Origin of the sequence: Xaviernesmea oryzae, from assembly GCF_900109605.1 — a bacterium.
GTDB classification, from domain to species: Bacteria; Pseudomonadota; Alphaproteobacteria; order Rhizobiales; family Rhizobiaceae; genus Xaviernesmea; species Xaviernesmea oryzae.
Map to the genome: position 1 here is coordinate 213,693 of NZ_FOAM01000007.1, position 24,379 is coordinate 238,071.

Annotated in this window: 19 protein-coding genes; 4 read left to right on the plus strand and 15 right to left on the minus strand. The window is 65.5% G+C overall.

The window, feature by feature from the left end:
- The first annotated feature begins 75 nt into the window (after window positions 1–75).
- Together BMX61_RS11210 and BMX61_RS11215 are read left to right on the plus strand one after the other, a co-directional pair.
- Window positions 76–1,086, plus strand: coding sequence for an ABC transporter permease (locus BMX61_RS11210; RefSeq protein ID WP_075629741.1), 1,011 nt, complete (start codon window positions 76–78; stop codon window positions 1,084–1,086).
- 118 nt (window positions 1,087–1,204) lie between these two features.
- Complete coding sequence (locus BMX61_RS11215) at window positions 1,205–2,125, plus strand: substrate-binding domain-containing protein (RefSeq protein ID WP_234794663.1); 921 nt, start codon at window positions 1,205–1,207, stop codon at window positions 2,123–2,125.
- Between the two features lie 555 nt (window positions 2,126–2,680).
- On the opposite strand, the gene BMX61_RS11220 is transcribed toward BMX61_RS11215, so the two are convergent.
- Together BMX61_RS11220 and BMX61_RS11225 are read right to left on the minus strand one after the other, a co-directional pair.
- Window positions 2,681–2,902 (minus strand): hypothetical protein, encoded by a 222-nt coding sequence (locus tag BMX61_RS11220; protein ID WP_075629739.1) that lies wholly within the window; start codon window positions 2,900–2,902, stop codon window positions 2,681–2,683.
- A gap of 180 nt (window positions 2,903–3,082) precedes the next feature.
- A complete protein-coding gene (locus tag BMX61_RS11225; RefSeq protein WP_075629917.1) occupies window positions 3,083–3,547 on the minus strand; it encodes an Lrp/AsnC family transcriptional regulator in 465 nt (154 codons plus the stop codon).
- Between the two features lie 126 nt (window positions 3,548–3,673).
- Here BMX61_RS11225 and BMX61_RS11230 point away from each other — a divergent pair, with 126 nt between their 5' ends.
- Together BMX61_RS11230 and BMX61_RS11235 are read left to right on the plus strand one after the other, a co-directional pair.
- Entirely contained in the window at window positions 3,674–3,886 is a 213-nt protein-coding gene (locus tag BMX61_RS11230) for a hypothetical protein (RefSeq protein WP_075629738.1), read from the plus strand.
- A gap of 76 nt (window positions 3,887–3,962) precedes the next feature.
- Entirely contained in the window at window positions 3,963–5,210 is a 1,248-nt protein-coding gene (locus tag BMX61_RS11235) for a D-amino acid dehydrogenase (protein WP_075629737.1), read from the plus strand.
- 75 nt (window positions 5,211–5,285) lie between these two features.
- Here the strand turns inward: BMX61_RS11235 and BMX61_RS11240 are convergent, their stop codons facing one another.
- From BMX61_RS11240 to BMX61_RS11300, 13 genes are all read right to left on the minus strand, one after another.
- Entirely contained in the window at window positions 5,286–7,754 is a 2,469-nt protein-coding gene (locus BMX61_RS11240; protein WP_075629736.1) for a tetratricopeptide repeat protein, read from the minus strand.
- Between the two features lie 99 nt (window positions 7,755–7,853).
- Window positions 7,854–10,151, minus strand: coding sequence for a cellulose biosynthesis cyclic di-GMP-binding regulatory protein BcsB (locus tag BMX61_RS11245; RefSeq protein WP_083639634.1), 2,298 nt, complete (start codon window positions 10,149–10,151; stop codon window positions 7,854–7,856).
- Window positions 10,152–10,156: 5 nt separating this feature from the next.
- The gene (gene bcsA / locus BMX61_RS11250) at window positions 10,157–12,349 is read right to left on the minus strand and encodes a UDP-forming cellulose synthase catalytic subunit (RefSeq protein ID WP_075629735.1); all 2,193 of its coding nucleotides are present in this window, start codon (window positions 12,347–12,349) and stop codon (window positions 10,157–10,159) included.
- 191 nt (window positions 12,350–12,540) lie between these two features.
- A complete protein-coding gene (gene bcsN, locus BMX61_RS11255; protein WP_139198913.1) occupies window positions 12,541–13,644 on the minus strand; it encodes a cellulose biosynthesis protein BcsN in 1,104 nt (367 codons plus the stop codon).
- A 286-nt stretch (window positions 13,645–13,930) separates the two neighbouring features.
- Entirely contained in the window at window positions 13,931–14,515 is a 585-nt protein-coding gene (locus tag BMX61_RS11260; protein WP_075629733.1) for a hypothetical protein, read from the minus strand.
- A 12-nt stretch (window positions 14,516–14,527) separates the two neighbouring features.
- A complete protein-coding gene (locus tag BMX61_RS11265) occupies window positions 14,528–15,703 on the minus strand; it encodes a zinc-dependent alcohol dehydrogenase (protein WP_075629732.1) in 1,176 nt (391 codons plus the stop codon).
- A gap of 219 nt (window positions 15,704–15,922) precedes the next feature.
- Window positions 15,923–17,095, minus strand: coding sequence for an HPP family protein (locus tag BMX61_RS11270; protein ID WP_083639633.1), 1,173 nt, complete (start codon window positions 17,093–17,095; stop codon window positions 15,923–15,925).
- A 123-nt stretch (window positions 17,096–17,218) separates the two neighbouring features.
- Window positions 17,219–18,613 (minus strand): amidase, encoded by a 1,395-nt coding sequence (locus BMX61_RS11275; protein WP_075629731.1) that lies wholly within the window; start codon window positions 18,611–18,613, stop codon window positions 17,219–17,221.
- A gap of 119 nt (window positions 18,614–18,732) precedes the next feature.
- On the minus strand, window positions 18,733–19,719 hold the full coding sequence (locus tag BMX61_RS11280) for an ABC transporter ATP-binding protein (RefSeq protein WP_075629730.1): 987 nt from the start codon (window positions 19,717–19,719) through the stop codon (window positions 18,733–18,735).
- The gene (locus BMX61_RS11285; RefSeq protein WP_075629729.1) at window positions 19,716–20,696 is read right to left on the minus strand and encodes an ABC transporter ATP-binding protein; all 981 of its coding nucleotides are present in this window, start codon (window positions 20,694–20,696) and stop codon (window positions 19,716–19,718) included. Before BMX61_RS11285 ends, BMX61_RS11280 begins: the two co-directional genes overlap by 4 nt.
- Window positions 20,696–21,556, minus strand: coding sequence for an ABC transporter permease (locus tag BMX61_RS11290; protein WP_075629728.1), 861 nt, complete (start codon window positions 21,554–21,556; stop codon window positions 20,696–20,698). Before BMX61_RS11290 ends, BMX61_RS11285 begins: the two co-directional genes overlap by 1 nt.
- Window positions 21,553–22,503: an ABC transporter permease gene (locus BMX61_RS11295; protein WP_075629727.1), complete on the minus strand. Its 951-nt coding sequence runs from the start codon at window positions 22,501–22,503 to the stop codon at window positions 21,553–21,555. The genes BMX61_RS11290 and BMX61_RS11295 overlap by 4 nt, the downstream gene beginning before the upstream one ends.
- 345 nt (window positions 22,504–22,848) lie before the next feature.
- Entirely contained in the window at window positions 22,849–24,375 is a 1,527-nt protein-coding gene (locus BMX61_RS11300) for an ABC transporter substrate-binding protein (RefSeq protein WP_075629726.1), read from the minus strand.
- Between the last annotated feature and the right edge of the window lie 4 nt (window positions 24,376–24,379).

A 24,379-nucleotide genomic window follows, 5' to 3' on the forward strand; every position in this document is an offset into this window, starting at 1 on the left:
CGGGCAAGACAGTGTGCGGGGCATGAACAAGACCAACGGAAGGGGACGCCGCGTGCGTTCGGGGAGAGCAGGACCATGGCAGCGGACACGGAAATGAGCGGCACGGTGCGCGCGCGCAGAAGCTGGCGGGATGTCGATCTCAGGGCCGTCGCTCCTTTCGTGGCGCTGGCGCTGCTGATCCTCATCGGCGCGCTGGTGAACCCGAACTTCATCGGCATCACCAATCTCGCCAATGTCGCCACCCGTGCCGCCTTCATCGCCCTGATTGCGGTGGGCGCCACCTTCGTCATTTCATCGGGCGATCTTGACCTGTCGGTCGGCTCGATGGTCGCCTTCGTCGCCAGCCTGATGATCCTGTTCATGAATTCGGGCGCGATTGCCGATCCGGGGATGATGATCGCGGCCGCCATCCTTCTGGCGCTGGTCGTCGGCTCGCTGTGCGGCCTGGCCAACGGCCTGATCACGACGGTCGGGCGCATCGAGCCCTTCATCGCCACGCTTGGCACCATGGGCATCTATCGCGGATTGACCACCTGGCTCTCGCAGGGCGGGGCGATTACCCTGCGCTCGCCGGAGCAGCAGGCGCTCTATCGTCCGGCCTATTTCGGCTCGATCCTCGGCGTGCCCGTGCCCATCCTCGTCGTCTTCCTGGTCACCGCTATTGCCGCCTTCGTGCTCTACCGCACACGCTATGGCCGGCATGTCACCGCTGTCGGTTCCAACCGCGATGTCGCGCGCTATTCCGGCATTGCCGTGGACCGCGTGCGCATCGCCGCCTTCGTCATCCAGGGCGTCTGCGTCGCGATTGCCGTCATGCTCTACGTGCCGCGTCTCGGTTCCACTTCCGCGACAACGGGCATTCTCTGGGAGCTGCAGGCGATCACGGCCGTCGTCGTCGGCGGAACGGCGCTGAAAGGCGGGGCAGGGCGCGTCTGGGGCACGATCTGCGGCGCCTTCATTCTGGAGCTGGTCGGCAACATCATGCTGCTCTCCAACTTCATCAGCGAATATCTGATCGGCGCCATCCAGGGCACGATCATCATCATCGCCATGCTCGTCCAGCGCTCGCTGGCCCGCAAGGCGTGACCCCGCGCGGGGCTTTCGGAGGGGAGCCCCGTGTTTCAAGGCAAGGCCTGCAAGGCCGATATCGTTCACTTCCAGGGAGGAACCTATGCATAAGAAACTGATGCTGCTGGCCGCGACCATGACGGCGCTGGCCGGCTTGAGCGCCAATGTGTTCGCTGCCGATGCCAAGACCATCGGCGTATCGATCCCGGCCGCCGACCATGGCTGGACCTCGGGTGTCGTCTATCATGCGCAGCGCGTGGCCGATCTCCTGATGAAGGAGCATGAGGGCCTGAAGGTCATCGTCAAGACCTCGCCGGATCCGGCCAGCCAAGCCAATGCCGTGCAGGATCTCGAAACCCAGGGCATCGACGCGCTCGTGATCCTGCCGACCGATCCGGATCCGCTCGTCAACGCCATCAAGGAAGTCAAGGGCAAGGGCACCTTCGTCTCGATCGTCGACCGTGCGCCGTCCGTCAACGACAACAGCGTGCGCGACCTCTATGTCGCCGGCAACAATCCGGCACTGGGCGAAGTCGCCGGCCAGTACATCAAGGACACCTCGCCCGAGGCCAAGGTCGTCGTGATCCGAGGCCTGCCGATCCCGATCGACCAGCAGCGCCAGGACGGCTTCGACAAGGCCATTGCCGGCTCCAAGGTTCAGGTCCTCGACCGCCAGTTCGGCAACTGGAACCGCGACGACGCCTTCCGCGTCATGCAGGACTTCCTGACGAAGTATCCGGCGATCGACGTCGTCTGGTGCCAGGATGACGACATGGCTGTCGGCGTTCTCCAGGCGATCGAACAGGCCAAGCGCACGGATATCAAATATGTCGTCGGCGGCGCCGGCTCTAAGGACATGATCAAGAAGGTCATGGACGGCGACAAGATGATCCCTGTCGACGTGCTCTATCCGCCGTCAATGGTCGGCACCGCGATGGAACTGACGGCTGCCGCGCTCTATGACCAGATCCCGGCGCACGGCACCTACACGCTCGACGCCACGCTGGTGACCAAGGACAACGCCAAGAACTACTACTTCCCCGACTCGCCCTTCTGAGGCGGCAATCATACCGGCACCGTGCGTCGCGAGATGCACGGTGCTGTTTCGGCGAACTCCGACTTGGCGCTGTGATAAGCGAGCGCCAATAGGCCGAACACCACTTACGCCCGCGCTAGAAGTCGGGGCGCAGGGAAAGAACCTTCGTCCGTAGCGTCGGCGGCAGTCGGCCGACGACCGGTCCTTTATTATCCCGAGGACGGCGTCCGAAGAACTCGGCATCCAGGGCAAGCCGGTGGTCCGGCCGGTGACGACGAGGGTCTCAAGGTATAAGCCGCATTCGCCCATTTGCACGGGATCGTCGATGATGAAACTGTACCGATCCAATCTATCGATCTGCTTGGTGCAATAAAGCACCTGAACCCAAGGTATGTTCTCCTTGGTCATCAAGATTTCGCGATGGCTAGCCTGCCTTACGATGCAGGGCCGAAAATCCCCAGGGGAAGACGGCTTTTCGATAAAGGGAAAGGCGCACCAAACAAAATCCCACCTCGAAGGAAGTGGGATCATGGACGTGTCAAAGCAATCGCTAGGCTTCACCGCAGTTCGGCCAGATCAAGCGGCCACAGGCTTGAAATCACCGAGCGGACCGAGTTCTTCCTCGAAATAGCCCTCAAGCTTGTCGAAATAGTCCGGATCATAGTCGGGGCCGCAGCGGTTTTCGCGCTGCCATGCAAGCGTGCTTTCATCCGTCTTAGTCGTGGCGACTGTTTTCGAATGACGAGCCTTGCTGGATCCGGAATAAGAAGGTCGAGCCTTTGCCTTTGATCCGACCATGTCAATCTCCGCCTCTGTCCATAAGGGCAGCCGATCGAGGCTGCCGATAGGTCTATCTGGGCGGTTCCATCTCGAACGCCATTATCTCCCGTGGAGACCTGCGCATGCACCGCTCGAACATGCTCAGAAGATCGTCATTTCGCCAGGCTTTGTCAATGTCGCGCAGCCCATAAGGGTACTCTACCGCCGCCCCTTCGCCCGCGTTGCCAGCACATTGCGGATGGAGAAGCTCGAATGGATGCGTAAGACGCCCGGGAGGGCGGAGAGGATCTCCTTGTGGATGCGCTCGAAGGCGCCGGCGTTGTCCACCTCCACCTTCAGCAGATAATCCGATCCGCCGGTCATCAGATAGCATTCCTGGATTTCCGGATGCCGGCGCACCGCCGCCTCGAAGCGATTGAGATACTCCTCCGTCTGCCGCTCCAGCGTGATGTTGACGATCACCGCGATCGCCTGAGCCGATTGGCCGGGATCGATGAGCGCCGTATAGCCCCGGATCACCCCCTGTTCTTCCAGAATGCGAATGCGCCTGAGGCAGGCCGACGGCGAGAGCCCGACTTCGGCGGCAAGTGCTGCGTTGCTCATGCGCGCATTGAGCCGCAGAAGGCGCAGGAGATTGCGGTCGATAGCGTCAAGCGCGCTCATGCGAAACATTCCAATTCATCGTGATATCTTCGAATAAAACATCTTTCTTCGCATAATCAATCAATGATCCCGCGAACATTCTCCGATCCTTTCAATATCATTCCCTGAAAATAAAGGGGTTCGGACATGGATGGGATCATGCGGCAGGACCGGATGAGCGAGATGGCGCGCGCGGGGGCCGCGCCTGGCATTCTCACGATCGATGTCGGCGCGCTCAAGCGCAATCATCGCCTGCTGGCCGAGGGCGTGTCGCCCGCCGCACGCGCGGCTGTGTTGAAGGCAGATGCCTGTAAAATCTTCACCCGGCTGGGTCACCGCTACCCCCGGATTTACCGCTGACTGCTCTTCGTCTTCAGCCTCCGTCATCTTGGCGGCGCCGCGCCGCATCGTTCCTTCCCTCACGCGAGACACGCTCATGAAAGTCATCGTTCTCGGCGCCGGCGTCATCGGCGTCACCACCGCCTATCAGCTTGCCCGCGCCGGCCATGATGTCACGGTCATCGACCGCCAGCCGGCGGCCGCGCTGGAGACGAGCTTTGCCAACGCCGGTGAAGTGTCGTTTGGCTATTGCTCGCCTTGGGCCGCGCCGGGAATTCCGATGAAGGCCCTGAAATGGCTGTTCATGGAGCATGCGCCGCTCATTCTCCGGCCGAAGCTCGATCGCGCCATGCTGTCTTGGATGGTGCGCATGCTGTCCAACTGCACCAGCGCGCGCTATGCGTTGAACAAGAGCCGCATGCTGCGGCTCGCCGATTACAGCCGGCAGTCGCTGGCCGCGCTGCGGGCTGAGACGGGCATTGCCTACGACGAGCGCATGCAGGGCACGCTGCAGCTGTTTCGCACCACCCAGCAGCTCGAAGCCTCCGCCAAAGACGTCAAGGCGCTGGCCGCCGATGGCATTCCCTATGAGGTGCTCGATCCCGCAGCCTGTGTGCGCGTCGAGCCGGCGCTTGGCCATGTGCGCGAAAAGATCGTCGGCGGCCTGCTGACGCCGGCGGACGAAACCGGCGACTGCTTCAAATTCACCCAGGCTTTGACGGCCAAGGCCGAGGCTTTGGGGGTCACCTTTCTCTGGAACACGGCCATCAACGGCCTCGATGCCGAAGCGGGCAAAATTCGCGCGGTGATGACGGCGAGGGGGCGGATGGCGGCGGATGCCGTTGTCGTGGCGCTCGGCAGCTATTCGCCGCTGCTCGTCGCGCCGCTCGGCATCAGCCTGCCGGTCTATCCGGTCAAAGGCTATTCGCTGACGCTGCCGATCATCGATGCCGCGCGTGCGCCGGAATCCACCGTGATGGACGAGACCTATAAGATCGCCATCACCCGGCTGGGCGAGCGTATCCGCGTGGGCGGCATGGCGGAAATTTCGGGCTATACCAACGATCTCGCCCCGGCCCGGCGGCGCACGCTCGAACATTCGGTTACCGATCTCTTCCCCGGCGGCGATGTGAGCCGGGCGAGCTTCTGGTCCGGCCTCAGGCCGATGACGCCGGACGGCACGCCGGTGATTGGCCCGACCAAGGTGCAAGGCCTGTTTCTCAACACCGGCCACGGCACGCTGGGCTGGACCATGAGCACGGGCTCGGCCCGGGTGATCAGCGATCTCGTCTCAGGCCGCAAACCCGAAATCGACGCGACCGACCTGGCAATCGCGCGCTATTGAGCGCGACCAGCCCGCGCCGCTCGCTCGATTGTGGTGATCCTGACGTTCCACTGTAGTGAAACGTCAGGAGAGCTCTCAACCGCCCGGCGTCGGGTTCTTGGCGGCGCGGGCTTCGGCCAGGCCCTTGATCGCATCGCGATTGCCCGTGGCGGCGACGCTTTCGAAGATCTGGATCGCCTGGCTGTAACGTTTCATCGACATGTATGCATAGCCGCGCAGCACCATCAGGTCGGCGCGCTCCGGTGCCAGCTCGGCGCGGCGGTCGAGGAGCAGCAGCGCTTCGGTGTAGCGCTTGGCCTGGAAGGCGGAGAGTGCACGATTGGTCAAGAGCGCCACCTGCAACTCTGCGGCCTTGTGCTGGTCCATCTGCCCGCGCGTGGCAGCGGCAGCGGCATTTTCCGTCAGGCCAAGGCGCAGGAAGGCGAGGCTCTGGCCATAGGCGGCATCACCGCGCGTCTTGCGGTCGCCGCTCTTCAACGCCGCATCGAAGGCGCGGCTCGCTTCGGCCGGACGGTTGAGCTCCATCAGGCACCAGCCGCGTTGCAGCGCTGCTGGTGGTGAAAGCGTCGTGGCATCGACCGTGTTCGTGCAGTTGCGCTTGCCGGCACTGCTGCTGCGCGCCTTGGCGGCGCGGCGCGGCGGCGCGGCTTCGACAGGCGCCTGCGCATAGGCAAGCTCCATTGCCGATGCCGCTGCCGTGGGCGCAGCCGGCTGGGCAGCGGCGATAGCCGGCGTGCCGGCTGCGGCCTGGCTGTGGACAGGCGCTGCGCCGATCGGCGCAACGACATCGATCGCCTGTACCGATTGCGGCGCGGCCTGCGACGCCTGGACAGGCGCGAACATCTCGGAAAGGGCAACGGGCACGGCTTGGCCGGTAGGCGCGGCCTGCGCCGGCGTCTCCGTGCGGCCAGCGGCCTTGCCAAGCGTGGCGATGCGCGGCGAGCGGCCAGCCCAATCGGCCTGAAGCCGGGCAACGACTGCTGGCATCTTGAGCTCGCGTGCCGTCAATACCAGGCCGAAGGCAGCCGGTTCGCTATCGCGCTTCCAGGCCAGCGCCGTGGCGAACCATTGCAGGGCCAGCTGCGGCTGGCGGAAGGTGCGCGCATACCAGCCGAACTGTTCGGCAAGCCCGGCATCCTGAGCTTCGGCAGCCTCCCGGCCCATGCGCGCCAGAACCTCCGGCGGCAGCACAACGGGCGGATCGAGCGCCAGCACGTTGGCAGCGGCCGCCAGATAGGTCTTGTGCGCATCATCGGATTCGGCGCGCCAGCGGTACAGCGTGTCTTCCGCTTCCGCCGGGGATTTGCGGGCGATCAGGGTCAGGGCGAGGCCCTGCGCTGCTTCGGCCGTATCCTCGGTGGCGCGCGCCTTGCGGAACCAGGATTCGGCCTGCACCATCTTCTGGCGACGCTCGTGATACCAGCCGAGCAACAGCGCATCGGATGCGCGGTGCTCGGTTTCGGCGAGCGTCTCCATCCGCGAGACATAGTCCTGCGGCACGGTAGCCGTGGCATCCTTGGCGGCAACGGACATGAATTGGCGGGCCAGATCATTGCGCACGCTGTCGAATTCGCCCTTGCCGGAGGCATCGCGGCGCTCCAGCGTCAGGAGATCGGCGATGGTAGCCGGCGGTAGCAGCAAGGCAGCCTTCTGGACAGTGGCGCTACGCTCGGCCGGCTTGTCGCACTGGGTCAAAATGTAACGATATGCGTCTTCGGCGCGCTGCGTCCGGTCCGTCTTGGCGAAGGCTTCCGCCACCCGCCAGAGGCTGTCCATGTCTGCGCAGACCAGCAGCTGGGGATGAGAGGCGCCTTCTTCGATGACCTGATCGTAGCGCTTGTCTGTCGAGGCCGCGATCAGGCGTTCGCGTGCGTCGGCGAGATCCAGGAGTTCCGTCAGCTTGGCCGGCGGTTGCCAGCTGGCATCCTTCTCCTGGCGCATGGCGATCGCCTTGCGGACGAGATCGACGCGGCCGGTGCCGAGCAGCTTCCACATCTGCTCCAGCCCGGCATCGACATTGGCGCGGGGAACGAGCGGATCGGCAGGCGGCTCCCAAGCGGGATACAGCGCCTTCAAGCGGGCGATTTCCGCCTGAAGCCTTTGCGTGTCGCCCTGCTGGGCGAAAAAGCGCAGAGCGCTCTCATCCACCAGCGGCGCCGGCGCCATGTCCACGTCGATCAGCGGATCGACGTTTGCGGCATGGGCATCCGCGCCGTCCGTGTCGTTTTTGACCGGCACGGCGGGTGCTTCCGGCTCCACGACCGGCGGCAAAATTACAGGGGCCGGCGCGTCTGTCGCGCTCAGCGTCACCGGCGGCGGCGCGCTTTCCGCCACTTCTATCTGGCCCAGGCGGGACGCCTGCGCGGGTTGAAGCGCCGTGGTCGCGGCCAGGCGCTGCAGGCTGCCGGTGACGAGCGCGTCATCCGGCATCATCTGGCCGGTTAGGGCGGTCGGGCCGCTCGTCTCGGCCGTCCGGTGGCCGAGATTGAAGCCGATGGCGGCAAAGAGCGCTGACGACAGCAGGAAATAGGCTGACCTATGCATGGGCATCTCCCGTCGGGAAGGGCTTGCGGGCGGCGCGGCCAAGCGAGGCGGCCGTGCCACGGCTTCGCAGGCGAAGCGTTAGAAAAGAAGGATCGCGCATCAGTGCCGCCGTCCCACACCGCGCAGAAGCAGCGTGGTGATCAGGCCGAGCGCGGCGAAGGCGACCAGGAAGAGCAGGGCGAAAGACAGGATGTTCGTGGACATCCAGTTGGCGGCAATCAGGCGCCAGCCGGTAATCGAGAAGGGCTGCGTGCTGGCCAGCACCACCTTGCGCGGCGCCACCGTCTCCATCAGTGCGCGGCGGCTGTCATAGGCGGCGATGCGTCCGTTGACGCGGCTCCAGGTGCCGGGCTCGATCAGCGTGGAGAGACCCTTCTCAAGCGCTGCGGGGGTGGGTGCCGTCGCCAGCGTCCAGGTGCCCTTTCCGTCGGGCGCTTCCATCTGCGCCAGCAGAATGTCGGCGGCACCAGGCGGCTGGTAGCGGAGGTCTTCGCGCGGAAGCACGGCGAGCGAGGCGAGCGACAGGTCGAAATTGCGCCGCAGCCAGCCGTCGACGGTTTCGGCCCGATCCATCCAGCTGCCGTTCGACACCTTGCCGCGCCAGCTGTCGATGGCGTTGGCCGTACCGTCGGTCGGTTGCGCCTTGCCGCCTGCCCAGGCCGTGCCGGCCGCAGGGGCGAGGCCCATTTGCGCAACGAGCGGTGGCGGCAGCTGCGGCAGGGCGCCGACGACGAGTGCGTCGCGGCCCTCCAGCGCATTGGCAGCGCCCACGGTTTCGACCGGGAATGCATGGCCGGCGGCCGCGCTCAGCTGGCCCACCAGCGTTGCGGCGGCAGAGAGCGTTTCCGGGCTCGGCCGGTCGACATAAAGGGCAGTCGGCCGTGGCTGGGTCTCGCCATAGGGCGCGCCCATGCCGGCCGTTGCGGCCAGGTTGGGCCAGTTCGCGGCGCGACCGAAGTCCGGCATGCGGAATTCGCTCGTATCGAATAGCGCGAAGCGCGGCGTCGTCTGCGCGGGCGTGCCGGTGGAGCAGACATCGTCTTGATCGGTCAGCAGCACCGCTTCGATCGCCACCGTATTCAGGCCGGGGACGAAGTGGCGCATGGTCACGCGGATCGGCACATGGCGCAGAAGGCCCCCGCCCTGGGTCGTCAGCGGCGCGGTGGTGGCGATGTTGCCATTGACATAGATGTTGATCCGGCTGCCGGGCAGGACATTGGCGGCATAGGCGGCATCGAGCAGCAGCTCGGCCTCGCCATAGGCGCTGGCGTAGAAATCGTACGGCAGGCCGACCGTGAAGTCGGTGCGCAGCCTGCGGCCTGAAAATTCCGTGGTGGCAATGCCGAGGCGCGACAGCGGCAGGGCGGTCTTGCCGGTGATGACAGGCGCGTTGGGCAGGCGCCAGCTGGCGGTCGACAGGCTGTGTCGCTCACCCTCGGATTGTGCCTGCGTGGCCAGCCGTTCGGTGGCCGCCTGCACCGCCTGCGGCGTCGGCCCGCTGACGACGAGCGCGCTGGCCGGGCTTTCCGGCAGCGGCATGAAGGCGAGCGTCGGCGCGGTCGCTGCTTCGGGTGGCAGGCCGGGCGCAAGTTTTGCCAATTCGCTCTGCGTGCCGAGCAGCACGGTCAGGCCGCCGGCCCCCTGGCTCCGCGGCAGCGCGCTCTGCACGGTGAAGGCCTGGCCACCCATGCGCAGAGCCAGCCCTTGGGCCACACGCATGAGCCCATCGGCCCGGCTGGGATTGCCCAAGGCGGGCGCGACGATGGTGATCTTGGTATGGCCCGTCTGGTCCGGACTGACGGCAGCCAGATCCTCCAGCCGCAGAAGCCGCCCAGCCACCGGCGTGGAGAAGCCGATGAAGCTCTGATCCGGCTGAATGTCGGTCCAAAGGTCGAAGGTAGACTGGACGGTGCAATCCGTGCGGTGGCGCTGCGTGCCCGTAAGCGTCACGATATTCGGCCCGGCCTGCATGAGCCCTGCGGGCAGCGGCAGGGCCAGGTTGACGACGCCCTCGGGCGCGGCGATCGGGGTGTCGCCCACCTGCACATTGTTGATGCTCAGGGACAGGCGTGAGTTTTCCGGCGCCACGACGATCGCGTTCTGATAGGCGAGCGTGATGGAGTTGGCGGCTGCGGCCTGCTCGGCCGTCAGCGTCACCGTGAAGCTGCGCTGGTCCTGCTCGCCCGCCAGGCGCAGCGTGCCTTGCGGAAGAAAGGGCCGGCGCGTGCCGCGCGGATCCAGAACGGGCGCGGCCGGCGCAGGCGCGACGAAGGCCTTCGCCGCAGGCTTGGCATCCGGCTTGCGTTCGCCGGACATGTCAAAGGGCGTCGCTTCCTGGGCCGCCAGCGTGGCAGGCAGGGCAGCAGCGAAGAGGCAGGCGAGAAGGGTGCGCTTCATGGGGATCACCGTGCCTTTGCCGCCACGACAGGCATTTTCGGGCGGATCGTGCCGAAGCCGCGCGTGAAGTAGTAGAGACCGCGGCCCGTCTGGTAGAGCGCAATGCCGAGGAAACTGATGGTGCCGCGGATGAGGCCCGGATTTTTCCGCCTGCCCATCTGGAATTCGCTCCATTGCGAGGAATTGACGAACATCAGATCGGCGATCAGGCGGTGGTCCATGGCAGATTGCGGCGCAAAGGTGCAACCAAGGCTGATGGATTCACCCTCGCCCTTGCTGCTGCGGACGATATTGACCGACATGGTGTCCGGCACGCCCTCGCTGTAGGGAATGACGCGGATCTTCTCCAGGCCGCCGGTCGCAAGCGGCTTCAAGGTCTTGTCGTAGACATGGACCAGCATGCCATTGACGGACACGTTCTCGATGACGGCGGGGTACCAGGTCTCGCCGACCTGGAACTCGCAGCGGCGCTTGACCTTGACGCGGCGGGCGGCCGACTTGTCGCCCCGCTCCGTGACGGCGCCGAGCGCGCAGCCGGCGAAGATCAGGTTCAGCAGGTTCCAGCCGCCGACGACGAGCGTCACATCGGCCTTGGCCGGTTCGGCATAGTAGCGATAGACGACCATCACCATGGCGGCGATCAGCACAGCGAAGATGATGAAGAACGGCAGGGCGATTTCCGACAGGCGGCTCTCGGCAATCGACTCATCCTTCGCGGTCACCTTGAAGGTCGGCTTGCTGGGATTGAGCAGCACCGAGATCACGGCGGGAAGCAGGTGGATCGTATGAGCATATTCATAAAGCTCGGAGATCCAGGGCCAGCGATAGCGGCCGTAGAGATAGTTCTGCATCAGCAGGTTCACGAGCATGTACGTCATCGTATAGGCGAAGAACTCGCCGCCGGACCCGACGAAGATTTCCAGATCGAAGAAGAGGTAGAACAGCGGCGCGATGAGGAACATCATGCGCGGGAAAGGGAACAGCCAGAACAGCGTCGACGACATGTAGCAAAGCCGCTGGGCAAGCGTCAGGCCGCTCTTGAAGATCGGCAGGCGAAAGATGAGGATCTGCATCATGCCCTGGGCCCAGCGCGAGCGCTGGCCGATGAAGCTGGCGAAGGTGGCCGGCTGGAGGCCGGCGATCAGCGGCTTGTCGACATAGACGCTGTTCCAGCCGCGCGAATGCAAGGCGAGAGCGGTCTCGCAATCCTCGGTGATGCTGATGCCGGAGAAGCCATCGGTTTCCTCCAGCGCCTGGCGCCGGAGAATGGCGGCCGAGCCGCAGAAGAACGAGGCGTTCCACTTGTCCAGGCCGCGCTGGATCAGGCCGTAGAACATTTCGTTTTCGCTCGGCATATGGCCGAAGGTGTTGAGATTGCGCTCGATCGGATCGGGGTTGAGGAAGAAGTGAGGCGTCTGCACCAGGAAGAGGCGCGGGTCCTCCTCGAAATACCCGACCGTCTCCTGCAGGAAATCGCGCGCCGGAGCGTGGTCGGCGTCGAAGACCACGACCAGCTCGCCCTTGGAATGTTTGAGGCCGTTGTTGAGGTTGCCGGCCTTGGCATGTTCGTTACGCTCGCGCGTGAGATAGTTGACGCCCAGATCGGCGGCGAGCTTGCTCAGTTCGGCATAGCGCCGCTCGGCGGCTTTTGCGGAAGGTACGTCGGACACCGAGCGCTTCTGAACCGTGCCGCCATCGTCAAGCAGCCAGATCGTCAGCTTTTCAGCCGGGTAGTCCATGTTCTTGGCGGCCGCTAGCGTGTTGGCGAGCAGCTGGGCATCCTCGTTATAGGTCGGCACGAAAACGTCGACATGCGGCTGATAGGCCGTGTTGGCCGTGCGCTTCTTCTTCTCCGGCAGCGGCATGGAGACGAGGAACAGGCTGAGCGCCAGCATGGCGACGCTGTACATCTCCACGAGATAGAGCAGGAAGCCGGGAATGAAGTTCTCAAGCTGGTTCACCGGCGGCAGCGTATTGGTCGTGCGCCAGTAGACATAGCGCAGCACGATCGCCGTGCCGAAGCCCAGCCCGATCAGCCGCCAGTTTCCTTCCGCCTTGCAGACCTTCAGCACCGCGAGCAGCGCCATGCAGCAGAAGGCCGCGACCAGATGGGTCGACAGGCTTACCGGCAGTGTCACCAGCGTGAGCACGAACAGGGACACGAGCATCCAGATGAAAATGGTGACCGCCTTGGCCATGAGCTTGGGTTTCCTGTTCGCAGATCCGCGGAAGATTGATCGCCGCATTGCAGGGCCGACCAGCGATCGCCGGAGCCTGCGTTGCGTCAGCATTGAGGCACGCAGACATTGAAATTTGGTTGTACCGCACCCAGGACTCGCGAATTTCTGAAAGTATTTGCTTTCAGAAGGTGCCTGGAGGCGGGATTTTCTTAAGGGCCGGCACAGGCGGCGCCGGTGATGGCGCAAGGGGCGGCCGGAATGACGGGTGCCGCCGGGATGACGGGCGCGGCTGCCGGCGAGCCCATGGACACACTCGGTGCCGGCGGATTGGTCGAGATGCCGACAGTGCGCGCTTCTGCCGCCTTGTCGGCCGGCTGCGGCAGAATGGGCGCGGGAATGGTGACGGCGGGCAGAGCGGTGGCGGCAGGGGGCGCCAGCACCGGCAGAGCGGTTTCACTCATCCGGGCTGCCGGCTGTTGCAGCGCTGCCGGCTCCGTCACGCCGCTATCGACCGGTGCGGCGATGGCGGCGATGCGAGCGCGGCGGCGGGGGGCAGCCGCAGGCTCCGGCGAGACGGCACTGTCGCCTGCGGGCAGACTGTAGATCGGCTTGCCCACCTGGCCGATGCGCGGATCGGGCGCGGGCAATGGGCCATAGGGGTTCCAGCGCGGATGAGCGAAGCCGCCAGCCAGCGTGTAGTGATACATGACCGAAAGAAGCCCGGCGCGCGAGCCGTTGCGCTCGCAGAGCCGCAGCCGGGTACGGATCATGCCGAGATCGTTGACGGCATTGCGCGCATGTTCAGACGAGCTGATCTGCTGCCAGGCATAGAGGCAGGCATCGCCGCTGCGGCTGTCGACGCCATAGGCGTAGGCAAAGGCGCCATAGCCGTTCTGCTGGTAGGTGGCGGCGATGCTCATGCGCATGTTCGGGAACTGGGCGCGCAGGTCGCGTGCCATGCTTGCCGTGGTAAAGCCTGACAGCGACAGGCTTTCGCCCCCGGCAAAGCCAGACGCGGCCGGGCCGAAGAATTGCACCTTGAGATAGTTCTCGCCCGGCGTCGCCGTCGAGGTTTCGAGCAGAATGTCCTGCTGAACCGCATTGGAATAGTTACGCTCGACGACGCTGACGATCGACGGACCTCCCGGCGGCGGAAAGGCCATGGCCTTCTCGCGGGCGACCTCGGTCGGTGCGGCGTTCATCTTCAGCCCGCCGGGCGTGCCGCAGGCGGAAAGCGTAACCGATATCAACCCCAGCAGCATCGGGCTGAGCAGGGCGGTCTGAAGATTTTGACGGCTTTTCTGACGACTCACGAAGCTCACCCACCAGAGAATCAGGTTCTTTGAGGGTGATTTTCGATTTTTATGGTTAACAGATTCTTACCCGCACCCTGCTGGCGGTCATGTTTTCTTAACGATCAGGGAAAACCGTATGCTCACTTAAGTTTCGGGCAAGATCGATCTCCGCCGCTCGTCTACCGAGCAAAACGCCCTTCTCCCGCGCCTAAACTCGCTCTTTCGCGCATCACGAGGCAGACCATCTGCCTCGTGCCACATCCGTGCACCCGTCGTCTGCGTATCCGGGTGTGTTCCGCTCGCCTCAGCCCAGCGAGCCGGCCGGTGCCGGCGAGGCGGCCAGGGAGGGAGAGGTCGGCTGCGTGGCGCCAGCCTTCTTGTCGCGGCTGACATTGCGCGCTGCCTCGATGCCCTTGGGAAAGCCGCTGCGATCGCCATAGTCGCGGCCGCGCCCGGATGGGCGGGCCCGCTCACTGGCCAGTGCCTTGGCCACCATGACATCGACAAGGGTGATGCCGACGACCATCGCCAGAGCGGCGGCGGCATTGCCGCGGCGATAATTGTCGGGCCGCAGCGCCGCCATCAGCACGGCGATATCGAGCCCGTCACCGGCCACGCGCGATTTGACCCCCATCTCCTTTTCGGTCGAAAGCGTCATCATGCCGCTGAAGATTTCGCGCAGGCCGACAGCGCGGATCAGCGGCGCGTGGCCATACAGCCCGAGCCCCCGCGACAGCCGACGGGCGGCGAAGAGCTCGGTCAGCCCGAGCCCGATCGAGAACCAGCCAAGCCCCTTGGCAAGCCGTTCCGCGCCCGTTTGCGCGGTCGGACCTGTGGAGAGGATCTTCGGATCGCCCTTGGGGCGGGTGAGATTGGACAGGAAGGCCATGGTCTTCTCTCCTCAGGGCTTGAGCACGACTTTAATGCAGTTGTCCTGCTTGTTGCGGAATATCTTGTACATCTCGGGCCCCTCCTCCAGTTTGGTGGTGTGGGTGATGACGAAGGACGGGTCGATCTGCCCCTCCTCGATGCGCCGGACGAGGTCTGCCGCAAAGCGGTTCACATGGGTCTGGCCCATGCGGAAGGTCAGCCCCTTGTTCATCGCCGCGCCCATCGGGATCTTGTCCACCAGGCCGGAATAGACGCCGGGAATGGAGACGATGCCGCCAGGGCGGCAGACATAGATGATCTCGCGCAGCACATGCGGCCGGTCGTTCTCCATCATCACCATTTGCTTGGCGCGGTCGAGAAAGCTGTCGGGATGGCTTATCGAGACGTGGCTTTCCAGGCCGACCGCGTCGATGCACTTTTCCGGCCCCTTGCCCGCCGTCAGTTGCTTCAAGCGTTCGAGAACGCTTTCTTCGCGGAAGTTGATCGGAATGGCGCCGCCGGCCTCGGCCATGGACAGGCGCTCCTCCAGGCAGTCGATGGCGATCACCTGCCTGGCGCCGAGCAGGATTGCGCTACGGATCGCCATCTGACCCACAGGACCGCAGCCCCAAATCGCCACCGTATCGGTCGGCTCGATGTCGCAATGGACGGCAGCCTGCCAGCCGGTCGGCAGGATATCGCTCAAAAACAGCGCCTGCTCGTCACTCATGCTGTCGGGCACCTTGATGTGGGTGCTGTCGGCATAGGGTACGCGCAGATATTCCGCCTGGCCGCCGGGATAGCCGCCGGTCAGATGGGTGTAGCCGAACAGGCCGGCCGTGGTGTGGCCGAAGACCTTTTCGGCCAGATCCTTGCGCCGGTTGGTGCGCTCGCAGACGGAGAAATTGCCGCGTTTGCACTGGTCGCATTCGCCGCAGGTGATGGTGAAGGGAATGACGACGCGGTCGCCCTTCTTCAGCTTGCCGTTGACGCCGGAGCCGACCTCCACGACTTCGCCCATGGTCTCATGGCCCATGATGTCGCCAGGCATCATGCCCGGAACGAAATTGTGGAAGAGATGCAGGTCGGAGCCGCAGATGGCGCAGCTCGTCACCTTGATGATCGCGTCGCGGGGATGTTCGATCTCCGGATCGGACACCGAATCGCAGCGTATGTCTTCCTTGCCGTGCCAGACGAGTGCGCGCATGGAAAGCCTCCGGTTTGGTCTCATCGGTGCCGATGGCGGCCGTCGCGGCGGGTGCGTGAAAACATGCGGATGCGCACCAGCCCGCCGCCATGGCGGGACTGAGCGAACATGCGGGATGTCGAGAGGTTGCACGCGCAAGCGATGTTTTCTGCCGCGCTGACCAAGTCGTGAATGCCGCCTGTCAACCCATGGCTCGCGCGCGGGCGGCGTTCGTGCGGCTCAGACGGCGGCCTGCCGCTCCGCCAGCATGGCCACCAGCACGTCGGACTGCGAGAGGATGCCGACCAGCCGGCCGGTCTCGCCCGTGACGGGGAGATAATGCAGCCCCGCCTCGGCAAACAGCACGATTGCTTCGACGATTGCCATATCGGGCGTCACCGTGGTCACGGGCGTCGTCATGATGTCCTTTGCCGTGCCGTTGGGTGCGCTGGCGCCCTTCGATGCCAAGGCCAGCCGCTGCCCGAAGCCGATGCCTGGTTTGCCGCCGCGCCAGTCCGCCCGGTCGAGTAGATCCGTCTGGGTGACGATGCCGAGGATATAGGCGTGGTCGTCGGTGACGGGCAGCGCCTTGATATGATGGAAACGCATGAGGCGGTGCACCTCGGACAGCGCTGTGTCGGGGGCCACGCCGACCACATCGCGCGACATCACCTGGCCGCAGCGCGTCTGCCCACTTCGCCGCCGCAGGGCCTTTAGCTCCGTACGCCGGAGGATCGTTTCGAGATCCTCGCGGTTCACGTCCAGAAACTGGCCATAGTCCTCGATGGCCGCATCGAGATCGTCTGAGGTGAAGCCGATCCGCTCGAAGGCCGGCGGGTCCTGCGTCTGGTGAGGGGTGCGGGCCGGTCGTGGCGCGTGCGGATAAACCCGGCCCGCGAGCCTGTTATAGGCGAGCGCGGCGGCCAGCAGGATGAGCGAATTGCCCAGCACCGGCCAGATCACGAAGCCAAAGCCGAGCCCGTGAATGGCCGGCCCGCCGAGAACGGCCGTCAGCGCCACGGCGCCGCTTGGCGGGTGCAGGCAGCGCAGCGCCATCATCGCCGCAATCGCCAGGCCGATCGCCAGTGCCGCAGCCGGCAGCGGCGCCGGCACGAAGAGCGCCACCGTCACGCCGATGAGCGCGGCGGAAAGATTGCCGGCGAGAAGGTTCCATGGCTGGGCGAGCGGGCTCGATGGCACGGCGAAGAGCAGCACGGCCGAGGCGCCCATCGGGGGGATCAGCGCCGGCAAGACCTCGCCGCCGATCTGGCGGCCGATCACCCCGGTGAGCAGGATGCCGACCAACGCGCCGAGGCCGGAGCGCAGGATCTCTGCCCGTGCGGTGGCGCTGCCTGAGGGGCCGAAGCCGCCAAGCCAAGAGCGCCATCCCTTTGAACTGTCCTGACCGCTCATCCACGTGCTCCCTGAGCCAGCGCGGCAGATCCCGTTTGCCATGCGTCAGGCAGCGGGTAGCGCCGATGACAGGCTGCGCGCAAGTGCAAATTTTTGGCGGGCGGCCGGGCTTGCGCGCCTGTGTCAGACCCCCTTCGGCTGCGGCCACTGCTTGACCCCGCCCGTCCAGTCCTCGAAGAGCTTGGACAGGCGCAGAACCAGGAGGTCGTCGAAGCGGGGGCCGACGATCTGCAGGCCGATCGGCAGGCCGGAGGCCGAGAAGCCGCAATTGATCGAGGCGGCCGGCTGCTCCGACATGTTCCAGGGCACGGTGAAGGCGATATGCTCGAAGGGGCGTTCCGGGTCGTTGGTGGGCGATGCCCAGTCGGCCGGATAGGAAACGACCGGATTGGTTGGCGACAGCACGACATCGACCGTTTGGAACAGTGCGCCGCAGGTCTTGCGCATCTCGATGGTCTGGCCGAAGCCTTGAACGGCCTGTACCCCGGTTACATCGGCCCCTTTCTCCGCCCAATGGTAGATATAGGGCAGGATCTTTTCGCGGCGTTCGGCCGGCAGCTTCTCGATATCGCCCCAGAATTTCGCCCGCCAGAAGACGTCCAGCCCATCCAGCATGGCGCGGCTCAGGACCGGGCCGACCTCGGTGACGATGGCGCCGGCATCCTCGAAGCGGCGGGCGGCGGACAGCACGGCGTCGCGGATCTCCGGCTCGCAAGCAAGGCCGCAGCCGGCATCCAGCATCACGCCGATGCGCAGGCCCTTCACATCCAGATCGAAATCGAGCCAGTCCAGATCGTTGGGCGGCAGGCTGGTGCCGTCGCGCCAGTCGGGCCGCGAGAGGGTGGCCATCGCGTAAGCGGCGTCTTCCACGCGGCGCGTCATCGGCCCGGCGCAGCGGCCGACATAATAGGGGTCTACGGGAATGCGGCCATGGCTGGGCTTGAAGCCGAAGAGGCCGGTCCAGCCGGCGGGCAGGCGGACGGAGCCGCCAATATCCGTGCCGATATGCAAGGGGCCATAGCCGGCCGCGCCCGCAGCCGCCGCGCCCGCGCTGGAGCCGCCAGGGTTCTGCGTCACGTCCCAGGGATTGCGGCTCAAGGGGTGGAAGCTCGACAGGCCGGAGGAGAGCATGCCGTAATCCGGGCAGGTGGTCTTGGCGAAGATCACCGCGCCATCCTCACGCAGCCGCGCGGCAATCGGCGCATCGGCCGCCGCCGGCACCAGCTCCACCGCCGCCGTGCCCAGCGGTACCGGCGTGCCCTTGGTGGCGATCAGCTCCTTCAGCGTTGTCGGCACGCCATCGAGCGGGCCGAGCGGCGCGCCCTGCGCCCAGCGCGCCTCAGATGCCTTTGCCATGTCGCGCGCGCCCTCGGGGTCATAGGCATAGAGCGCGGCAATTTCGGGCTCGAAGGTGGCGATCCGCGCTTCCACCGCGTCCCACATCTCGCGCGGGGAAACGCGCTTGCTCCGGTAGGCGGCGACGAGGTCCGGGATCGAAAGGTCGAGAAGATCGGTCATAAGGTCGGTCATGGGCAGATATCCGGCAAGGCTGGTCCGAAACCGCTGGGCCAAGAGGCCAAAGGCGGTTTCGTCAAATCAAATCATCAAGTGGGCAAGGCGGCGCCGCAGGCGTCGTCTCACGGTTCTTCGGCAAGCATGGTCTCGGCATGGTGGCAGGCGGCCTGGCGGCCGGGCAGCACGCTGCGCAGCGCCGGCACCTCGCTGGCGCAGCGCGGGCTGGCCAGCCGACAGCGCGGCAGGAAGGCGCAGCCCTGGCCGGGCTCGGCTTTCAGGGGCTGGCTGGTCTTCGGTTCCGCGCGCGGCGGCCGGCCGAATTTGGTGACGGACGGCTCGGCCTCGGCCAGAACCTGCGTATAGGGATGCAGCGGCCGCTCGAACACCGCGCGCGCCGGGCCGCTTTCGACCAGCCGGCCGCGATACATCACGCCCACCTGATCGGCCACTGCATCGACCACGGCGAGGTTGTGGGTGATGAACAGGAAGGTGACGCCGCGCTCGCGCTTCAGCCGGGTGATCAGGTTCAAGACCTGCGCCTGCACCGAGAGATCGAGCGCGGAGACCGCCTCGTCGGCCACGACCAGCTTCGGCTCGGTGATCAGCGCGCGGGCAATGGCGATGCGCTGGCGCTGGCCGCCGGAAAATTCATGCGGGAAACGATCGGCCTGGGCGGCAGTCAGCCCCACCGCCTCCAGCAGCGCCATCACCCGGTCGCGCTTTTCCTGCCGCGAGGGTTTTACCTCCAGCACATGCAGCGGCTCGGCGACGATGCGCGCGACGCGCTGGCGCGGATCGAGCGAGCCGAACGGATCCTGAAACACCATCTGGAAATCGCGCCGCTTGCGCATGAGATCCTTCGGCGAAAGCTGAAACAGCGGTTCGCCGTCAAACAGCACATCGCCCGAAGTCGGCTTGTCCAGCGCCATGAGGATGCGGGCGAGCGTCGATTTTCCGCAGCCGGATTCGCCGACGATGCCGTGGATCGTGCCAGCCTCGACCGTCATGGTGAGATCGTCGAGCGCGCGCGTCAGGCTCGGCTTGGCGAAGAGGCCGCCGCCGGCATAGTCGCGCGTCAGGCGGCGGATATCGATGAGCGGCGTCTTCATGCGCTGACCTCCTCGCCCGCGCGAATACAGCGCACGCCCCGGCCGGGCAGGGGGCTCGTCCAGGCAGGCTCGCCGGCTTGGCAGGCGGCGACGACATCGAGACAGCGGTCGGAAAAGACGCAGCCGGCCGGCAGGCGGGCGAAGCCCGGAACGGAGCCGGGGATCGTCTCCAGCGGTCCGTCATCGGCGCGCCGGCGCGGCACGGCCCGTAGCAGGCCTTTGGTATAGGGGTTCAGGGGCCCGGTCAGCACGGCGCGGGTCGCCCCTTCCTCCATCCGCCGGCCGGCATAAAGCACAAGCGTGCGGGCGCACATGCGGGCGATGACGCCGAGATCATGGCTGATCAGCATCAGCGCCATGCTCTCGCGCTGGCAGAGATCGTCGAGGATCTCCAGCACCTCGGCCTGAACGGTGACGTCGAGCGCGGTGGTCGGCTCGTCGGCGATCATCAGCGCTGGGCGCATGGCGACCGCAATGGCGATGCCGACGCGCTGGCGCTGGCCGCCCGACATCTGATGCGGATAGGCCGAGGCGCGGGCCTTGGGATCGGGAATGCGGACCCGGTCGAGCAGCTCCACGGCCCTGTCCCGCGCCGCGTTCCAGGAAAGCTTTTCATGGCGCACCAGCCCTTCGGCAATCTGGTCGCCCACGGTCATGGCCGGGTTCAGCGCCGTCATCGGCTCCTGAAAGATCATGCCGATCCGACGGCCCCTGATCTCGCTCATGCCGTCATCGTCCAGCGACAGGAGATCGCGCCCTTCAAAGAGAATGCGGCCGGACACGACAGCGGCGGGCGGGAGCAGGCCCATCACGGCCAGCGACAGCAGCGATTTGCCGGAGCCGCTTTCTCCGACGATGCCCACCGTATCGCCGGCCTGAAGCGTCAGGGAGAGATCGTTGACGATCGGCAGCCTGCCGCCGCGGGCCAAGCGCATGGCAATGTTGAGCCCTTGAATATCGAGCAGAGGCGCGGACATCAGGAGCGTCCTTTCTCGCGCGGGTCGAGCAGGTCGCGCAGACCGTCGCCCAGCATGTTGAAGCCGAAGACGGTGAGCGCGATGGCGAGCCCCGGCATGAGCGCCAGCCAGGGGGCGGTTCCCAGATAGGTCTGGCTATCGGCCAGCATCCGGCCCCAGGTGGGCGCCGGCGGCGCCATGCCCAGCCCGAGGAAGCTCAGGCCCGCTTCGGTGAGGATGGCAAGGCCGAGCTGGATTGCCACCTGCACGATGATCTGGTTGGCGATATTCGGCAGCACATGTTCGACCGTGATCAGGGCGCGGCCCTTGCCGGCGCTCATCGCCGCCAGAACATAATCGCGCGCCCAGACCTGGGCGGCCGCGCCGGCCGTGATGCGGGCAAAGACCGGCACCATGAAGACGGCGATGGCGATGATCGCCGTGCCGCGCCCCGTGCCCAGCAGCGCGCCCAGCATCATGGCCGAGAGCACGGGCGGAAAAGCGAAGATCACGTCATTGGCGCGCATGCTGATGGCTTCGAACAGGCCGCGCCGGGCGGCGGCCGTCACCCCCAGCGCCGTGCCGGCGGCAGCGCCGAGAAGAACGGCGCTGACGGCGATCGACAGCGAATTCCAGGCGCCGGCCATCAGCATCGAGGCGATATCGCGACCGAGATGATCCGTGCCGAACAGGCCCTTTTCCAGCGGCGCCTTCAGCTTCATGACGATCTGCATCTTGGTCGGCGGCAGCGGCGTCCAGACCAGCGAGAGGAGCGCGACCGAGAAGAGAAACAGCACGATGGCGCCGCCGATCACAAGGTTCGGCCGCAGAGGTGGGCGCTGGCGGGCGGCGGGCGCGTGCGGCAAGTCAGGGGCGCTCATCGGCTGGCCTCCCGCAGGCGCGGATCAAGGATCAGATAGGACATGTCCACCAGGAAATTGACGAGAATGACGAGGCCGGCGAAGAACATCACCACATCCTGCATCACCACCAGATCGCGCTGGGTCAGTGCCTGATAGGCAAGGCGGCCGAGACCCGGCAGGTTGAAGACGTTTTCGATCAGCACGGCGCCGGCGATCAGAAAGGTGAATTGCAGGCCGAGAATGGTGACGACAGGCACCAGCGCATTGCGCACCGCATGGCGCCAGAGGGTCACACGCTTTGGAAGCCCCTTGGCGCGGGCGGTGCGCACGAAATCCTCGCCCAACACTTCGGCAACGGCGGAGCGGGTGACGCGGGTGAGCACGCCGGCCTGTTGCAGCGCCAGCGCGATGGCCGGCAGAACCAGCGCCTGCAGCGCCGGGCCGAAGCCCGCCTGCCAGCCGGGGAAGCCGCCGGAAGGCATCACGCCGAGCTTGACCGCGAAGACGAGGGCCAGCAGCAGCCCGACCCAGAAGCCGGGCACGGCGATGAACAGCTGCGAAACGAAGCCGGCTATATAATCAACCGGCCCGTTGCGCTTTGCCGCCGAGAGCACGCCGAGCGGCAGGGCGATGGCGACCGAAAGCAGGATGGCGATGAAGGCGAGCGGCAGTGTCACGGCCAGCCGCTCGCCGATCAGCCCGGCCACCGGCACGCCATAGGTGATGGAGGTGCCGAGATCGCCCGAGGCCAGCCCGCCGATCCATTGGAGATAGCGCACCAGCATCGGCTGATCCAATCCAAGCTCTTGACGCAGCGCGGCCAGCGTATCGGCACTGGCCGAAGTGCCGAGCATGATGGCGGCGGGATCGCCAGGCAGAACCTGCATCACAAGGAAGATCAGGCCGGAAACGGCGAGAAGCGTGAGAAACAGGCTGGCCGACCGGCGCAGGAGAAGGGCGGTCATGGATCATCCTTGACGAGATGGTGCCGTTTGCGGCGGCGGTGCCGAATGGTTTGCGAGGGGCGAGGTGGGGCGTGGGGTCGATAAGAAAGCCTACGCCAGTCGGGCCGAGACTGCGGCGCGGGCCCCCTCATCTGCCTGCCGGCATCTTCTCCCCGAGGGGAGAAGAGACTTGGAGCGGGCGCCGCGCCTTGTCATAGACTGGAAAACCAGTAGCTCTAGGCACGGCGCAGGGATCTGGCACTGGCCTCCTCTCCCCATCGGGGAGAGGGCAGGGTGAGGGGGCAATGCTCTCTCAGGTCAAGCGGGCGAACTTTCCAACCCAAGCCGCGATCATGGCAAGCCCGCTCACTCCTCCCAATGCACCTCGGTCAGCACATTGGCGGGGATCGGCTCGTTTTCCCAAAGGCCCTTGAGCTTGGCATTCCAGACACCGAGCTTCGGCAGCACGAAGAGATAAAGCGCCGGCACATCATCCGCGAGGATGGTCTGCGCCTCGCCATAGAGCTTGTCCTGCTCGGCCGCATCCGTCGTCTGCTCGATCTTGTCGAGAACCGCGTTGTAGGCCGGGTTCTTGTAGTTGAAGTAGTAGGGATCGCGGGCGTAGATATCGAGGTCCATCGGCTCGGCATGGGCGACGATGGTCATGTCGTAATCCGTGGACTTGAACACGTCCTGCACCCATTTCGCCGGAAATTCCGTGGGCTCGATGGTCATGGTCACGCCGATTTCGGCGAACATGGCCTGCAGGATCTCCGCCGAGCGCGGGGCATAGGGCATTTGCGGCGTCTTGATGGTGAAGGAGAAGCCGTTGGGATAGCCGGCCTCCGCCAGCAGCGCCTTGGCCTTTGCCGGGTCATAAGCGTGAACGCCCGTTGTATCGATATAGCCGCGATCGTTCGGCGTATAATGGCTGCCGATCGCCTGGCCGAGGCCGGACCAGGCGCCCTCGATCACGGTCGCGCGGTCCACCGCCATCATCAGCGCCTGACGCACGCGCTTGTCGCTGAAGGGCTTGCGGGCGTTGTTCATGCCGGCCACCACCTTCAGCTCGGTATTGCCGATGACGGTCGCGATCTTCGGATCGTCCTTGAAGCTTGCGATCAGCTCCGGCGCGGTGAATTCGGGAAAGGCATCGACATCGCCCGATTTCAGCGCCGCCGCCTGGGCCTGCGGATCGCCGATGAAGCGGAAGGTGACCTTATCGAGCCCGAGCTTGACGTCCTTGTTCCAGTAAGCCGGATTGGCGGCCAGCTCCACACGGTCGCCCTTGGCCCAGCTGACGAATTTGAACGGGCCGGTGCCGATCGGCGTGGTCTTGTCATTGACCGAGCTTTTCGGGCCGACCATGACGGAGGCTGGCCAGCCGAGCCAGGAAAGCAGGCTGCTGTTGCGCGTCTTCAGCTTCAGAACGAGGGTGTTGGCGTCGGGTGTTTCCACCGTGTCGATGGCGGCGAAGAAGCGCTTCTGCGGATTGACCGAATCCGTGCCGCGCGCCCGGTCGAGCGAGAATTTCGCCGCTTCGCTGTTGAAGGGCTGGCCGTCATGGAACGTCACGCCCTCGCGCAGATGGAAAGTATAGGTCAGCCCATCAGGCGAAATTTCCCAGCTCTTGGCCAGTTGCGGCACGATCTTGCCGGTGCGGTCGATGGCGACGAGGCCTTCGAAGATGTTCTGCCAGGTGACCTGGCCGATGGCGACAGGCGCGGCGATGGTGGGGTCGAGGCCCTGCGGCTCCGGGTTCATGCCCAGCACCAGGCTGGTCTTCGGCGCGGCTAGAGCGCTTCCGGCGCCAAGCGGCAGGGCAAGCGCGGCGGAGAGGGTAAAGGCAGCCGCAAGCAACCGCCGGCGGAGGATGGAAACAGGCTTGGTCATGCAA

Bases quoted from the DNA above. Each gene is read 5' to 3' on its own strand.
- BMX61_RS11290 (WP_075629728.1), bottom strand. From the start codon at position 21,556: ATGAGCGCCCCTGACTTGCCGCACGCGCCCGCCGCCCGCCAGCGCCCA.
- BMX61_RS11230 (WP_075629738.1), top strand. From the start codon at position 3,674: ATGGATGGGATCATGCGGCAGGACCGGATGAGCGAGATGGCGCGCGCG.
- BMX61_RS11225 (WP_075629917.1), bottom strand. From the start codon at position 3,547: ATGAGCGCGCTTGACGCTATCGACCGCAATCTCCTGCGCCTTCTGCGG.
- BMX61_RS11300 (WP_075629726.1), bottom strand. From the start codon at position 24,375: ATGACCAAGCCTGTTTCCATCCTCCGCCGGCGGTTGCTTGCGGCTGCC.
- BMX61_RS11295 (WP_075629727.1), bottom strand. From the start codon at position 22,503: ATGACCGCCCTTCTCCTGCGCCGGTCGGCCAGCCTGTTTCTCACGCTT.
- BMX61_RS11220 (WP_075629739.1), bottom strand. From the start codon at position 2,902: ATGGTCGGATCAAAGGCAAAGGCTCGACCTTCTTATTCCGGATCCAGC.
- BMX61_RS11240 (WP_075629736.1), bottom strand. From the start codon at position 7,754: ATGCATAGGTCAGCCTATTTCCTGCTGTCGTCAGCGCTCTTTGCCGCC.
- BMX61_RS11285 (WP_075629729.1), bottom strand. From the start codon at position 20,696: ATGTCCGCGCCTCTGCTCGATATTCAAGGGCTCAACATTGCCATGCGC.
- BMX61_RS11280 (WP_075629730.1), bottom strand. From the start codon at position 19,719: ATGAAGACGCCGCTCATCGATATCCGCCGCCTGACGCGCGACTATGCC.
- bcsA (WP_075629735.1), bottom strand. From the start codon at position 12,349: ATGGCCAAGGCGGTCACCATTTTCATCTGGATGCTCGTGTCCCTGTTC.
- BMX61_RS11215 (WP_234794663.1), top strand. From the start codon at position 1,205: ATGACGGCGCTGGCCGGCTTGAGCGCCAATGTGTTCGCTGCCGATGCC.
- BMX61_RS11270 (WP_083639633.1), bottom strand. From the start codon at position 17,095: ATGAGCGGTCAGGACAGTTCAAAGGGATGGCGCTCTTGGCTTGGCGGC.
- BMX61_RS11210 (WP_075629741.1), top strand. From the start codon at position 76: ATGGCAGCGGACACGGAAATGAGCGGCACGGTGCGCGCGCGCAGAAGC.
- BMX61_RS11265 (WP_075629732.1), bottom strand. From the start codon at position 15,703: ATGCGCGCACTCGTCTGGCACGGCAAGGAAGACATACGCTGCGATTCG.
- BMX61_RS11245 (WP_083639634.1), bottom strand. From the start codon at position 10,151: ATGAAGCGCACCCTTCTCGCCTGCCTCTTCGCTGCTGCCCTGCCTGCC.
- BMX61_RS11235 (WP_075629737.1), top strand. From the start codon at position 3,963: ATGAAAGTCATCGTTCTCGGCGCCGGCGTCATCGGCGTCACCACCGCC.
- BMX61_RS11260 (WP_075629733.1), bottom strand. From the start codon at position 14,515: ATGGCCTTCCTGTCCAATCTCACCCGCCCCAAGGGCGATCCGAAGATC.
- BMX61_RS11275 (WP_075629731.1), bottom strand. From the start codon at position 18,613: ATGACCGATCTTCTCGACCTTTCGATCCCGGACCTCGTCGCCGCCTAC.